A 14,831-nucleotide genomic window follows, 5' to 3' on the forward strand; every position below is an offset into this window, starting at 1 on the left:
ATTATCGGCGGCGTTCAAGCGTGCAGGTCGCTACAGTGCAAATGCCAGTCGCCGCAGTGCGCTTTCACGGGTGCATAGCTGCGTAACTTGGCCTCACCGGCGCGCAGATGCCGGGAACCACAATAATCGAACTGCCGAGGAACCCGACATGAAACGACTGATCAGCAGCTGCGTTCTTGCACTCAGCGGTACCGCTTTCTTCAGCACCGGCGTGATGGCGGCCGAACCGGCCTCCTGCAAGAACGTACGCATGGGCGTGGTCAACTGGACTGACGTGATCGCCACCAGTGCCATGACCCAGGTTCTGCTCGACGGCCTCGGCTACAGCACCAAACAGACCAGCGCCTCGCAGCAGATCATCTTCGCCGGGATTCGCGATCAGCGCCTGGACCTGTTCCTCGGCTACTGGAACCCGCTGATGACCCAGACCATCACGCCATTCGTCGAGGCCAATCAGGTGAAAGTGCTCGAAGCACCGAGCCTGAAAGACGCCCGCGCCACCCTCGCCGTGCCGACCTATCTGGCTGACAAGGGCCTGAAAACCTTCGCCGACATCGCCAAATTCGAGAAGGAATTGGGCGGCAAGATCTACGGCATCGAACCAGGCTCGGGCGCCAACACGCAGATCAAAGCGATGATCGCCAAGAACCAGTTTGGCCTGGGCAAATTCCAACTCGTCGAATCGAGCGAGGCCGGCATGCTCGCCGCCGTCGACCGCGCCGTGCGCCGCAAGGAAGCCGTGGTGTTCTTCGGCTGGGCGCCGCACCCGATGAACGTCAATATCCAGATGACCTATCTGACTGGTAGCGAAGACGCCCTCGGCCCGAACGAAGGCATGGCCACGGTGTGGACGGTCACCGCGCCGAAATACGCCGAGCAATGCCCGAACATCGGCCGCCTGCTGACCAACCTGACGTTCACCGCCGAATCCGAGAGCCGGATGATGCAGCCGCTGCTCGATCACAAGGATGCCTTCGAGTCGGCGAAGCAGTGGCTCAAGGATCACCCCGAAGACAAACAGCGCTGGCTTGAAGGTGTGACGACTTTCGATGGCAAACCGGCTGCTGAAAATCTGCAACTGACCAGCAAATAACCTTGCGATCAAAAGCCCCCTCACCCTAGCCCTCTCCCAAGGGAGAGGGAATTTAACGACGCTTCGCAGCCCCGCCACGGGCTGCGGACAGACCCATCACGCCTGAAGGAAACGCACCATGAACCACGACGTCATCATCACCTGCGCACTTACCGGTGCTGGCGACACGACCGCCAAGAGCCCACACGTGCCGGTCACCCCGAAACAGATTGCCGCTGCCGCGGTGGAAGCGGCCAAGGCCGGCGCCACCGTCGTGCACTGCCATGTGCGCGACCCGCAGACCGGCAAGTTCAGCCGTGACGTGGCGCTGTACCGCGAAGTGATGGAGCGCATCCGCGAGGCGGACGTCGACATCATCGTCAACCTCACCGCCGGGATGGGTGGCGACCTGGAAATCGGCGCGGGCGAGAACCCGATGGAGTTCGGCCCGAACACCGATCTGGTCGGCCCGCTGACGCGTCTTGCCCACGTTGAAGAACTGCTGCCGGAAATCTGCACCCTCGATTGCGGCACGCTGAACTTCGGCGACGGCGACACCATTTACGTCTCTACCCCGGCGCAACTGCGCGCCGGCGCCAAGCGCATCACCGAACTGGGCGTGAAGGCCGAACTGGAGATTTTCGACACCGGGCATCTGTGGTTCGCCAAGCAGATGATCAAGGAGGGCTTGCTCGACAACCCGTTGTTCCAGCTGTGTCTGGGCATCCCGTGGGGCGCGCCGGCCGACACCACCACGATGAAAGCCATGGTCGACAACCTGCCCGCCGACGCGGTGTGGGCCGGCTTCGGCATCGGCCGCATGCAGATGCCGATGGCCGCACAAGCGGTGCTGCTGGGCGGCAACGTGCGGGTCGGGCTGGAAGACAACCTGTGGCTGGACAAAGGCGTGCTGGCGACCAATGGCCAATTGGTTGAACGCGCCACGGAAATCCTCAGCCGCCTCGGTGCCCGCGTGCTTACGCCGGCCGAAGGTCGCAAAAAAATGGGCCTGACCCAGCGCGGCTGATCCATCACCCATTTCACCTGTAGGAGCTGCCGAAGGCTGCGATCTTTTGACTTTGACTTTTTAGAAGCAAGATCAAAAGATCGCAGCCTTCGGCAGCTCCTACAGGGCTCTTCGAACTCTTCAGGACATCACCATGCGCTTTATCACCGAAATCAAAACCTTCGCCGCTCTGGGCAGTGGTGTCATCGGCAGTGGCTGGGTCGCCCGCGCCCTCGCCCACGGCCTCGACGTGGTGGCCTGGGACCCGGCGCCCGGCGCCGAAGCGGCATTGCGCCAACGCGTAGCCAATGCCTGGGGCGCGCTGGAGAAGAACGGCCTGGCGCCCGGCGCTTCGCAGGACCGTCTGCGTTTTGTCGCAACCATCGAGGAATGCGTGCGTGACGCCGATTTCATCCAGGAAAGCGCCCCGGAACGGCTGGAACTGAAGCTCGACCTGCACAGCAAGATCAGCGCCGCCGCCAAGCCCGATGCGCTGATCGGCTCCAGCACTTCAGGCCTTTTGCCCAGCGAGTTCTACGAGAGTTCGACACACCCTGAACGCTGCGTGGTCGGGCATCCGTTCAACCCGGTTTATCTGTTGCCGCTGGTCGAAGTCGTCGGCGGCAGAAACACCGCGCCGGAGGCGGTGCAAGCGGCGATGCAAGTCTACCAATCCCTCGGCATGCGCCCGTTGCATGTGCGCAAGGAAGTGCCGGGGTTCATCGCCGATCGCCTGCTCGAAGCGGTGTGGCGCGAGGCGTTGCACCTGGTCAATGACGGTGTGGCGACTACAGGCGAAATCGACGATGCGATTCGCTTTGGTGCCGGCCTGCGCTGGTCGTTCATGGGCACGTTCCTGACCTACACCCTGGCCGGCGGCGATGCCGGCATGCGCCACTTCATGTCGCAGTTCGGCCCCGCATTGCAGTTGCCGTGGACGTATCTGCCAGCGCCGGAGCTGACCGACAAGTTGATCGATGATGTGGTCGATGGCACCACCGATCAACTCGGTCGACACAGCATTTCGGCGCTGGAGCGCTATCGTGATGATTGTTTGCTGGCGGTGCTCGAGGCGGTGAAAACCACCAAGGAAAAGCATGGCATGAGTTTCAGCGAATAGACCTTGCAGAGCGCTTCCGGCCCCTTCGCGAGCAGGCTCGCTCCCACAGGTACACGCATTTCAATGTGGGAGCGAGCCTGCTCGCGAAGACGGCAGTCCAGTCATCATCAATGTTGGAACCGAAACCATGCCCCACCTCACCACCTACCAGACCACCATTATCTCCGACTGGGTCGACTACAACGGCCACCTGCGCGACGCCTTCTACCTGCTGATCTTCAGCTACGCCACCGATGCGCTGATGGACCGCCTCGGCATGGACAGCAGCAACCGCGAGGCCAGCGGCCATTCGCTGTTCACTCTCGAACTGCACCTCAATTATCTGCACGAAGTGAAACTCGACACCGAGGTCGAAGTGCGCACGCAAATCATCGGCCACGACAGCAAGCGCCTGCACCTCTACCACAGCCTGCACAAAATCGGCGATGAGCAAGAGTTGGCCGGCAACGAACAGATGCTTTTGCACGTCGACCTCGCCGGCCCGCGCTCGGCGCCGTTCAGCCCCGATACGTTGCATTGCCTGCAAGCCATCGTCGCCGATCAGACCGACCTGCCCGCTCCCGCTTACATCGGCCGCGTGATCGCGCTGCCACCCGCTCGGTAAATCCCCCACTGAAGGAGCCGCCATGAACACCGCCGTCACTGTTGCCGATTTTCGTACTTATCCGTTGATCAGCGCGCTCGGTGGCGTGCAGGGTCTGGCGGATCGCGTTGTCATCGAATGGGCTGACGGACGTGTCAGCCCGTTTCACCACGTATGGCTGCGCGACAATTGCCCGTGTGATCAATGTGTCTACAGCGTCACTCGCGAGCAAGTCTTTGAAAGCGTCGATGCCGCCGAGGATTTGCAACCGCTGGCCACGCGCATCGACACCGATGGTTGCCTGCGCATCGACTGGCAGGACGGTCACCTCAGCCGCTTTGACCCGGGCTGGTTGCGCGCACATGCCTATGACGATGAATCCCGCGCCGAACGCCTGGCCGGCAAACCGCAGCCCCATTTGTGGCACAGCGATCTGCAGTTGCCGGTGTTCGACTACATCGCGCTGATGAACGACAACGCCGCGCTGCTGCAATGGTTGCTCGCCGTGCGCGACATCGGCCTGACCCAAGTGCGCGGCGTGCCCGCCGAGCCGGGCTCGCTGAAGCTCATCGCGCAGCGGATTTCCTTCATCCGCGAAAGCAACTTCGGCGTGCTGTTCAATGTGCAATCCAAAGCCGACGCCGACAGCAACGCCTACACCGCCTTCAACCTGCCATTGCACACGGATCTGCCGACTCGCGAGCTGCAGCCGGGGCTGCAATTTCTGCATTGCCTGGTGAATGATGCCGAGGGTGGCGAGAGCATTTTCGTCGATGGTTTTGCGATCGCCGACGCCTTGCGTCAGGAGGAGCCGCAGCTGTTTGAGGCCCTGTGCGAAATCCCTGTGGAATTCCGCAACAAGGACCGGCACAGCGACTATCGCTGCCTGGCGCCGATCATCGCTGTGGATGCGCTGGGCCGGGTGGCGGAGATTCGCATGGCCAACTTTCTGCGCGGGGCGTTCGATACGTCGGTGGCGCAGATGCCGCTGCTGTATCGAGCCTATCGGCGCTTTATTGCGATGACCCGCGAGCCGCGGTTTCGGCTGATGCAGCGGCTCAAGCCGGGCGAGTTGTGGTGCTTTGACAACCGCCGCACGCTGCATGCACGCAATGCCTTTGATCCAGCGACCGGGGCGCGGCATTTTCAGGGCTGCTATGTCGACCGGGATGAGTTGTTGTCGCGGATTCTGGTGTTGCAACGTTGAACCGCGTCATCGTTCTTCGCGAGCAGGCTCGCTCCCACAGGGGTACGCATTGCAAAGTGGGAGCGAGCCTGCTCGCGAAAGCGTCAGCGGGAACAACAAATCTCTGGCTGATTCAAAGCAAAAAAAACTCCGATCAAGCCGTGACAGGATCGGAGCTGAGGAGGGTACTGTTGAGGAGCTGCCAGGCGAGGGTGACCAAACCTTCGTGAAGCGAGCTGGGGCCAGTGTGCCTAGTCGCCCATCCAGTCGGTTAGCCGAAAACGACCTGTTCATAGTCGTCCCGGCCACCGCGACAAAACGCCCTTGCCGCGTCCGGTCGGGGCCACCAGAATCGAGCCAAGACCTCCGTTGCCACAGAAGGATTTGCGTAATGATGTACGCCGATTTGATTGACCAGGAAGATCTGTTGGGCCAGCTCAAGGCCTTGGGTATTCAGGTGCCGAGCGGTACCACCGCCGAGCAGGCCTGCGAGTGTGCGGTGCGTGGCCTGGACAATGTTCGCGCATTTGAACTGCGCAAGATGGTCAAGGACATGTACACCAGTGGCGCCAGCATTCAGCCGGCGGTGCGTCAGGCGATCGACAAGCAATTGTTGCCGGCCCTCTCGGATTACCAGCAGTCCCACAGCGCCTGAGAAAAGATCAAAAGATCGCAGCCTTCGGCAGCGCCTACAGGGGAACGTATTCCAAATGTAGGAGCTGCCGAAGGCTGCGATCTTTTGCTTTACAGCCTTACGCTGGCAAACGTCGACTCATTGCGCGCCTGACTCAGCGCTGACATCGGCCCCGACAGCGGCGACATCACGATGGCCTGCGGCAGTGGCAGCATCGCCACCTGCTGGGTGGTGTTGGAGCCGACGCGCTCGTCACGCGGCGGGATGCCGAAGTACTCGCGATAGCACTTGGAGAAGTGCGGCGTGGAGACGAAACCACACACCGACGCCACTTCGATGATCGACATCGGCGTCTGCTTGAGCAGTTGCCGGGCGCGGATAAGGCGCAGCTTCAGGTAATAGCGCGACGGCGAGCAGTGCAGGTATTTCTGAAACAACCGCTCCAGCTGTCGCCGCGACACCGCGACATACACCGCCAGTTCATCCAGATCGATCGGCTCTTCCAGGTTGGCTTCCATCAGCGCGACGATTTCCTGCAACTTCGGCTGGTTGGTGCCGAGCATGTGCTTGAGCGGCACACGTTGGTGATCCTGTTCGTTGCGGATGCGCTCGTAGACGAACATCTCCGAGATCGCTGCCGACAGTTCGCGACCGTGATCGCGGCTGATCAGGTGCAGCATCATGTCCAGCGGCGCGGTGCCGCCGGAGCTGGTGAAGCGGTTACGATCGAGGGTGAACAGGCGTGTGCTCATGGCCACCCGCGGGAAAGCTTCCTGCATCGCCGCCAGACATTCCCAGTGCACGCTGCAATCGAAGCCGTCGAGCAGACCGGCGCAGGCCAGCGCCCAACTGCCGGTGCACACCGCGCCCAGGCGCTTGGACTGGCGCGCCTGGCTTTGCAGCCACGAGACGTGTTCACGGGTTACGGTACGTTGAATGCCGATGCCGCCGCAGACAATGACCGTGTCCAGAGGCGGGGCTTTGTGCATGGAGGCATCGGGTGTGATCTGCAGACCGTCACTGGCCCAGACCTGGCCGCCATCGACGGTGAGGGTGCTCCAGCGATACAGCTCGCGACCGGACAACTGGTTGGCCATGCGCAGCGGCTCAACGGCGGACGCCAGGGAAATCAGCGTGAAATTGTCCAGCAGCAGAAAGCCGATGGATTGAGGCGCACGGTTCTGGGGTTGGGCCCCGGAGTTGAACGACGTCATCGCGGTATCTCCTCACACAAAGCGGGTGGCGGCCTCAGGCGGAGGCTCTTGTTATTGCCCGCGTCTCACAGAGAAAGCAGGCTTTGTTATGACAGAGCAATTGCCGTGCCTGAAATTGGACGGCCATTCAATAACTCCTGAAAACGACCTCGCGACGCGTCTATACGAGACCTCGGAACATGCCATTTCGAAGTGCCATCAGACGCTGCGAGAGCCCTGCCGCACAGCCTGTGAGCAGATCGGTAGCACTTGTGGGAACTGGCCTGCAGAGGATTTGCACAGAGTGTCACCGCAAGCACGGACGACGGACGGTCGAGTAGCGACTGACAAGTCACGACTGACAGTGACGCTTGTCTGATTGCGACGCGCCAAAAGGTGGCGTGGCTGGATCGGGGTGTTCTTTTGTTGAGCAGTTTTGACTGGTCTGGCGCCTTCGCGAGCAGGCTCGCTCCCACACTGGAATCTGGGGTTCACAAATATTGTGTTCACTGGAGATCTATTGTGGGAGCGAGCCTGCTCGCGAAGAATCCACCTCGGTGTGGCTGGCTCAGCACTCAACCGCGCTGACCGCCAAGCCACCGCGCGAAGTTTCTTTATATTTGTCATGCATATCGGCGCCGGTATCGCGCATGGTGCGGATCACCCGGTCCAGCGAGATAAAGTGCTGCCCGTCGCCACGCAGGGCCATTTGCGCCGCGTTGATGGCTTTTACTGCCGCGATTGCATTGCGCTCGATGCACGGCACCTGCACCAGACCACCGACCGGGTCGCAGGTCAGGCCCAGATTGTGCTCCAGGCCGATTTCCGCCGCGTTGCACAATTGCTCGGGCGTGGCGCCGAGAATCTCCGCCAGCCCCGCCGCAGCCATGGCGCAGGCCGAACCGACCTCGCCCTGACAACCGACCTCGGCCCCAGAGATCGAAGCGTTCTTCTTGCACAGAATTCCGACCGCCGCCGCGCCGAGGAAATAGTCGACGACGTTGGCGTCGGTGACCGCTTCGCTGAACTTCATAAAGTAGTGCAGCACCGCCGGGATGATCCCCGCCGCGCCATTGGTCGGCGCGGTAACCATGCGCCCGCCGGCGGCGTTCTCTTCATTGACGGCCAGGGCGAACAGATTCACCCACTCCATCGCGCTCAGGGTCGAGCCGATGACATTGGGCTTATTCAGCTCTTGCAGGCTGCGGTGCAACTTCGCCGCGCGCCGCCGCACGTTCAGGCCGCCGGGCAGAATGCCTTCGTGCTTGAGGCCTTGCTCGACGCAATCCTGCATCGCCCGCCACAGTTTCATCAGCCCGGCACGGATCTCTTCTTCGCTGCGCCAGACCTTTTCGTTGGCCATCATCAGTTCAGCGACGCGCAGGTTGTGCGTTTTGCACAACTGCAGCAGCTCGACCGCGCTGGAGAAGTCGTAGGGCAATTCGGTGCGATCCAGATCGACCACACCACTGGACGCTTGCGCCTCATCAACGACGAAGCCGCCGCCGACCGAATAGTAGGTGTCACGGTGCAACTCACCGAACTCGCCTTCGGCCACCAGCGTCATGGCGTTGGGATGGAATGGCAGGTTTTCATCGATCAGACGCATGTCCCGCGCCCACACAAACGGCACCGACAGGCGACCATCCAATAACAACGTATGGGTTTCACGCAGCGCCTGAATGCGCGGGCCGATCTGCGCCGGGTCGATTGCGTCCGGCCACTCGCCCATCAGGCCCATGATCACCGCGTTGTCGCTGCCGTGACCGATGCCGGTGGCGGAAAGCGATCCGAACAACTGCACCTCGATGCGCCGCACCTGTTCCAGCTGGTGCTTGCCGCGCAGCGACTCGACGAACAATGCGGCGGCGCGCATCGGCCCGACGGTGTGGGAACTGGAAGGGCCGATGCCGATTTTGAACAGGTCGAAAACGCTGATAGCCATTGCTGCGAAGCTCCTGAGAATACCGGTCCGGGCGGCAAAAGCGCCCGCTGGCGGAGCTGCTACGCTCAAGCTGCGATCCGCCGAATGCCGGCATCATCGGGCTTTTGTCGGCGCGCTCGGCGTCTGACACCGACGCAGTCATGTCCAGCAGCGTCGTTACGTTTTCGCCCCGCAAATACGCCGTTTTTATGCCGTTGAGCAGGTCATCGGGGGCGGAAAAAAGCTGTAAGCGACGTCACCGACACTGGAAGCGACCATCCCTGTACTGGATACGACCCTCCCTGTAGGCGTCAGATTTTCACTGGTACATGATCGGGATGACTCGATTGCAAGGCGCTGCGGTAGAGCTGTCGTCAGAACGCCACCAACCGCAACCCATAAGTGCGGTGGTCCACAGTCGGAACACTGCCAAAAAAAACACCAAGGAGTCCATCCATGAAAGGTTCCCCGTCGTTGTTGTTGGCCGCCCTGCTGAGTCTGCCGTTACTGGCGCAAGCCGCAGAACCGGCACAGTGCAGCCTCGTTAACTTCTCCGATGTCGGCTGGACCGACATCACCGCAACCACCGCCACCACTTCCGTTGTTCTCAACGCCCTCGGCTACAAGACCAAAACCACCATGATCTCCGTGCCCGTGACCTACAAGTCGCTGGCCGACGGCAAGAACATGGACGTGTTTCTCGGTAACTGGATGCCGACCATGGAGAACGACATCAAGCCGTATCGCGATGCCGGCACCGTCGACACCGTGCGCACCAACCTCAAGGGTGCCAAATACACCCTCGCCGTGCCGCAAGCCCTCTACGACAAAGGCCTGCACGACTTCGCCGACATCGCCAAATTCAAGAAAGAGCTCGACGGCAAGATCTACGGCATCGAGCCGGGCAACGACGGCAACCGGCTTATCCAGAGCATGATCGACAAGGATGCCTTCGGCCTGAAAACCGCTGGCTTCAAGATCGTCGAATCTTCCGAGGCCGGGATGCTCTCGCAAGTTGACCGGGCGCAGAAGCGCGACACCGCCGTGGTCTTCCTCGGCTGGGCACCGCACCCGATGAACAAGCGCTTCAAGATTCAATACCTGACCGGCGGCGACGACTTCTTCGGCCCCGATTTCGGCGCAGCCACCGTAGCGACCAACACCCGCAAGGGTTACGCCGAAGAATGCAGCAATGTCGGTCAGCTGTTGAAAAACCTGGAGTTCACCGTCGACATGGAAAGTGAACTGATGGGCAACATCCTCGACGACAAGATGAAGCCTGACGCGGCCGCCAAGGCCTGGCTGAAAAAGAATCCACAGGTGCTCGATACCTGGCTCGCTGGCGTGACCACCATTGACGGTAAACCAGGCCTGGAGGCCGTGAAAGCCAAGCTCGCGCCTTGATTTGAGGGGCACCGCTTATGCCGGGCAGGCGTGCCTGCCCGGGCTGTTAATTTCCTTGCATGCGGACGTTCACTACCATGCTGATTGATCAGAAAATACCTTTAGGCCAGTACATCGCGGGCTTCGTCGAATGGTTGACGCAACACGGCGCCAACACCTTCGACGCAATCGCCGTGACACTGGAAACGATGATCCACGGCGTGACGTTTGCGCTGACCTGGTTCAACCCGTTGGTGCTGATTGGCCTGATTGCCATCATTGCCCATCTGATTCAACGCAAGTGGGGCCTGACCGCGTTCGTGGTCGCCTCGTTCCTGCTGATCCTCAACCTGGGTTACTGGCAGGAAACCATGGAAACCCTCGCCCAGGTGCTGTTCGCCACCCTGGTCTGCGTGTTGATCGGCGTGCCGCTGGGCATCGTCGCCGCGCACAAACCGATGTTCTACACCATGATGCGGCCGGTGCTCGATCTGATGCAGACCGTACCGACCTTCGTTTACCTCATTCCTACCCTGACCCTCTTCGGGCTGGGTGTGGTTCCGGGCCTGATCTCCACGGTGGTGTTCGCCATCGCGGCGCCGATCCGCCTGACCTACCTGGGCATCCGCGATGTCCCGCAAGAACTGATGGACGCCGGCAAGGCCTTCGGCTGCTCGCGTCGCCAATTGCTCTCACGGATCGAACTGCCGCACGCCATGCCGAGCATCGCGGCCGGCATCACCCAGTGCATCATGCTGTCGCTGTCGATGGTGGTGATCGCGGCACTGGTCGGCGCCGACGGACTCGGCAAACCGGTGGTCAACGCACTGAACACTGCTGATATTGCGCTGGGCTTCGAAGCAGGCCTGGCAATCGTACTGCTGGCGATCATGCTCGACCGTATCTGCAAACAACCCGACGCTAAAGTAGGGGGTGACGCATGAGCATAATTCGCTTCGAAGACGTCGACGTAATCTTCTCCAAGGACCCGCGCGAGGCACTCAAGCTGCTCGATCAGGGCATGACCCGCAACGAGATCCTGAAGAAGACCGGTCAGATCGTCGGCGTGGAAAAAGCCACGCTGGACATCAACAAAGGCGAGATCTGCGTGCTGATGGGCCTGTCCGGCTCGGGCAAGTCGAGCCTGCTGCGCTGCATCAACGGCCTCAACACGGTGAGCCGCGGCAAGCTGTTCGTCGAGCATGAAAACCGCCAGATCGACATCGCGTCCTGCACGCCCGCCGAGCTGAAGATGATGCGCACCAAGCGCATTGCCATGGTGTTCCAGAAGTTCGCCCTGATGCCCTGGCTGACAGTGCGCGAGAACATCAGTTTCGGTCTGGAAATGCAGGGTCGACCGGAGAAGGAACGCAAGAAACTGGTCGATGAGAAACTCGAACTGGTTGGCCTGACCCAATGGCGCAACAAGAAGCCTGATGAGCTATCCGGCGGCATGCAGCAGCGCGTCGGCCTCGCCCGTGCGCTGGCCATGGACGCCGATATTCTGCTGATGGACGAACCGTTCTCGGCCCTCGACCCGTTGATCCGCCAGGGTCTGCAGGATGAACTGCTGGAGCTGCAACGCAAGCTGAGCAAGACCATCGTGTTTGTCAGCCACGACCTCGATGAAGCACTCAAACTCGGCAGCCGCATCGCGATCATGAAGGACGGCCGGATCATCCAGTACAGCGTGCCGGAAGAAATCGTCCTCAACCCGGCGGACGACTATGTGCGCACCTTCGTCGCCCACACCAATCCGCTCAACGTGCTCTGCGGCCGCAGCCTGATGCGCACGCTGGACAAGTGCAAACGCATCAACGGCTCGGTGTGCCTGGATCCTGGCGGCGACTCGTGGCTGGACCTGGCCGAAGGCAACACCATCAAAGGCGCACGGCAGAACGGTTCAGTGCTGAACCTGCAGAACTGGGCACCGGGGCAAGCAGTGGAGGGCCTGGAGCGCAAACCGACGCTGGTGGACTCGAACATCGGCATGCGTGACGCGCTGCAGATCCGTTATCAGACCGGCAACAAGCTGGTGCTGCACGATAACAATCATGTGGTGGGGATTCTGGGTGACAGCGAGTTGTATCACGCGTTGCTGGGCAAGAATCTGGGGTAATGCGCCAGGTGGGATAAAAAAAGGGATCGCGGTGAGCGATCCCTTTTTATTGGGTCAGGGAAAAGCCCCTCACCCTAGCCCTCTCCCAGAGGGAGAGGGGACTGACCCAGTTGAACTTTCGAGCTACATCGACCTGAGAAATCGAGTCGAACTCAGGCTAGGAGAAGCTTCCGGTCGGGTTCCAAACCCATAATCGACTCGGTCTTCCAGGTCGGCGTATAGCGCAAGACACCTCGGTCAGCTCCCTCTCCCTCCGGGAGAGGGCTGGGGTGAGGGCAGGCTTTTGACTTTAGCTATAAACCCGCCCCAACAACTGCCGATGGCTTTCAAACTGATCCAGCACATCCCGCGTAATCTGCTCCGGCGTGAAGCCCATCAAGTCGTAATCCTGACTGCCATTGTGCAAATACACCTCGGCCCGGTAGTAACGCTGACGCGCTTCATCTGATTGCGCCGATTCGGTCGGGGTCGCCAGATAACCGTCCAGGCTCACTTCGTAAACGAAAGGGTTGCCCTCTTCCATCTCGACCCGCACACCCATGCAGCGCTTGGCCTTGCCCAGCAGCGTCTGCACTTCAATGCCCTGATTGCGCAATTGCGTCGCTGCATCTTCCAGCGCCGGGGTGACGCGCTTGTCCATGAAGCGCTGCACCACCGATTGGCTCGGCTGCAGATCCAGTTGCGTCAGGCGCTCGCTGAAACCACGGCGTCCGCGCTCGGCCAGTTGCGCTTGCTCCTGTTCGATCTGCACGTCCTGGCGCATCGCCTTGTGCAGGCCGAACATGAAGCAGATCAGCACCACCGAGAACGGCAGGCCGGCCAGCACGACCATGGTCTGCATGGCTTCGAAGTTGCCGGCGAACAGCAGGCCGATGGTCACCAGGGTGATCACCACCGACCAGAAGATCCGCAGCCAGTGCGGCGCGTCTTCATCGACGTTGCCGCCCTTGCAGGAAAGATTCGCCATCATCACCGCGCCGGAGTCGGCCGGGGTCAGGAACAGCACGAAGCCGACAAAGATCGACACCCCGATGACGACTTTCGACGCCGGATAATGCTCAAGCAATTGATAGATCGCCATCGACGGCTGTTCCAGCGCCGTCTTGCCCAACTCCACCGCGCCCTGATTCATCACCAGATCCAGCGCCGAGTTGCCGAAGATCGACAGCCACGCCAAAGTGAAGCCCAGCGGAATCAGCAGCACGCCAGCGACCAGTTCACGCACGCTGCGGCCACGGGAAATCCGTGCGATGAACATGCCCACGAATGGCGCCCAGGAAATCCACCAGGCCCAGTAGAACAGGGTCCACAGGCCCAGCCAGCGATCGGACTTGGCGCTGTCGCCTTCATAGACGTACAGGTCGAAGGTCTTCAGCACCACGCCGTTGAGGTAGTCACCGATGTTCTGCACGAAGCCGTTGAGCAGGTGCAGGGTCGGGCCGAACAGCAGGACGAAAATCAGCAGGCCGCTGAACAGCACGATGTTCAGGTTGGACAGACGACGGATGCCGTTTTCCACACCGGACACTGCGGCGATGGTCGCCACGGTGCTCATGACGATGATAACGATCAGCAGGTTGGTGTTGCTGTGCTCCATGCCGAACAGGTTTTCCAGCCCGGACGACACTTGCAGCGAGCCAATCCCCAGGTTGGTCACCAGACCCAGCAGGGTCACGAACATGCCGAAGCCGTCCACCGCGTGCCCGGCCGCGCCTTTGACCCAACGCTCGCCGACCAGCGGATACAGCGCCGAACGCAGCGCCAGCGGCTGGTTATGCCGATAGGCGAAATACGCCACGGCCAGACCGACCAGTGCGTAGATCGCCCAGCCGTGCAGGCCCCAGTGCAGGAAAGTCAGTTGCACCGCCTGGCGCGCGGCCATGTTTGTGGCCGAGGTGCCTTCCGGCGGATTGAAGTAGTGATCCAGTGGCTCGGACGCGCCGAAGTACAGCAGCGAAATGCCGATGCCCGACGAGAACAGCATCCCCGCCCAGGCGCCGTAACTGAAGTCCGGGGTGTCGTCCTTGCTGCCCAGTTTGAGTTTGCCGTACGAGGAAAACGCCAGACCGACCACGAACACCAGGTAGGCGGCGATCACCACCATGTAGTACCAGCCGAAGCTGCGCGACAACCAGGCCTGGGCCATGCCCAACATTCTGCCGGCCTCTTGCGGGGCGATGATCAGAATGGCGGTCAACAACAGAATCAGCGCGGTCGAGGTGTAGAACACCCAACCGTTGACCGTCACCTTCTCGGGCGGGGTCTTTATTAGCGAGGCAGAACTCATGGCACAAATGCTCCAGGCAGTGCGAGAGAAGAACACAAGGCATCACGGAACCCGACCAATCGGTTAGTTGGCAGCCGACCGGCGGGTGATATAAAGACACTCCGAAAAAAGCCCGAACCTGCTGAAATGGCGTTGCGTATTCGCTTTCGTGGCCAGAGGCGACGGACGTTCATCCGAAACCTGGCCCCGAGCGTCTTGCCCTTTCAACACGTCCATCGAATCGCGAACCGCGCCATGCCCCACGCAGGTTTCGAGCCGCTTCAGGTGTCGGTTTTTATCGTCATCACGCGTAGGAATTTTCTGTAGGCAGCGACGAATTGTCGC

At 60.9% G+C, this 14,831-nt stretch carries 12 protein-coding genes; 9 read left to right on the forward strand and 3 right to left on the reverse strand.

Annotation, left to right across the window (positions count from 1 at the left end; all coding sequences use genetic code 11):
- The first annotated feature begins 148 nt into the window (after nt 1-148).
- From PspCFBP13508_RS09150 to PspCFBP13508_RS09175, 6 genes are all read left to right on the forward strand, one after another.
- Nucleotides 149-1,093 carry a choline ABC transporter substrate-binding protein gene (locus PspCFBP13508_RS09150; RefSeq protein ID WP_137214265.1) on the forward strand — a complete coding sequence of 315 codons (945 nt, stop codon included), beginning with the start codon at nt 149-151 and terminating at the stop codon, nt 1,091-1,093.
- 118 nt (nt 1,094-1,211) lie between these two features.
- The gene (locus PspCFBP13508_RS09155; protein ID WP_016983621.1) at nt 1,212-2,099 is read left to right on the forward strand and encodes a 3-keto-5-aminohexanoate cleavage protein; all 888 of its coding nucleotides are present in this window, start codon (nt 1,212-1,214) and stop codon (nt 2,097-2,099) included.
- Between the two features lie 133 nt (nt 2,100-2,232).
- On the forward strand, nt 2,233-3,198 hold the full coding sequence (locus PspCFBP13508_RS09160; protein WP_137214266.1) for an L-carnitine dehydrogenase: 966 nt from the start codon (nt 2,233-2,235) through the stop codon (nt 3,196-3,198).
- A gap of 127 nt (nt 3,199-3,325) precedes the next feature.
- Entirely contained in the window at nt 3,326-3,802 is a 477-nt protein-coding gene (locus PspCFBP13508_RS09165; RefSeq protein ID WP_137214267.1) for a thioesterase family protein, read from the forward strand.
- Between the two features lie 22 nt (nt 3,803-3,824).
- Nucleotides 3,825-4,988 (forward strand): gamma-butyrobetaine dioxygenase, encoded by a 1,164-nt coding sequence (locus PspCFBP13508_RS09170; RefSeq protein ID WP_137214268.1) that lies wholly within the window; start codon nt 3,825-3,827, stop codon nt 4,986-4,988.
- 370 nt (nt 4,989-5,358) lie between these two features.
- Nucleotides 5,359-5,622, forward strand: coding sequence for a hypothetical protein (locus tag PspCFBP13508_RS09175; RefSeq protein WP_016772808.1), 264 nt, complete (start codon nt 5,359-5,361; stop codon nt 5,620-5,622).
- Between the two features lie 89 nt (nt 5,623-5,711).
- Here PspCFBP13508_RS09175 and PspCFBP13508_RS09180 read toward each other — a convergent pair whose 3' ends face one another.
- Both PspCFBP13508_RS09180 and PspCFBP13508_RS09185 read right to left on the reverse strand, forming a co-directional pair.
- On the reverse strand, nt 5,712-6,815 hold the full coding sequence (locus tag PspCFBP13508_RS09180; protein ID WP_007949927.1) for a GlxA family transcriptional regulator: 1,104 nt from the start codon (nt 6,813-6,815) through the stop codon (nt 5,712-5,714).
- Between the two features lie 547 nt (nt 6,816-7,362).
- Entirely contained in the window at nt 7,363-8,739 is a 1,377-nt protein-coding gene (locus PspCFBP13508_RS09185; protein ID WP_137214269.1) for an L-serine ammonia-lyase, read from the reverse strand.
- A 435-nt stretch (nt 8,740-9,174) separates the two neighbouring features.
- Between PspCFBP13508_RS09185 and PspCFBP13508_RS09190 the strand changes: the two genes are divergently transcribed.
- The 3 genes from PspCFBP13508_RS09190 to choV all read left to right on the forward strand — a co-directional run bounded on the left by PspCFBP13508_RS09190 (nt 9,175) and on the right by choV (nt 12,220).
- Nucleotides 9,175-10,122, forward strand: coding sequence for a choline ABC transporter substrate-binding protein (locus PspCFBP13508_RS09190; protein ID WP_016772806.1), 948 nt, complete (start codon nt 9,175-9,177; stop codon nt 10,120-10,122).
- A gap of 77 nt (nt 10,123-10,199) precedes the next feature.
- Entirely contained in the window at nt 10,200-11,045 is an 846-nt protein-coding gene (gene choW, locus PspCFBP13508_RS09195) for a choline ABC transporter permease subunit (RefSeq protein WP_016772805.1), read from the forward strand.
- Entirely contained in the window at nt 11,042-12,220 is a 1,179-nt protein-coding gene (gene choV / locus PspCFBP13508_RS09200; RefSeq protein WP_016772804.1) for a choline ABC transporter ATP-binding protein, read from the forward strand. The genes choW and choV overlap by 4 nt, the downstream gene beginning before the upstream one ends.
- 289 nt (nt 12,221-12,509) lie before the next feature.
- On the opposite strand, the gene PspCFBP13508_RS09205 is transcribed toward choV, so the two are convergent.
- Entirely contained in the window at nt 12,510-14,450 is a 1,941-nt protein-coding gene (locus PspCFBP13508_RS09205) for a BCCT family transporter (protein ID WP_241669511.1), read from the reverse strand.
- Nucleotides 14,451-14,831 lie beyond the last annotated feature (381 nt).

Source organism: Pseudomonas sp. CFBP13508, from assembly GCF_005233515.1.
GTDB lineage: Bacteria > Pseudomonadota > Gammaproteobacteria > Pseudomonadales > Pseudomonadaceae > Aquipseudomonas > Aquipseudomonas mercuritolerans.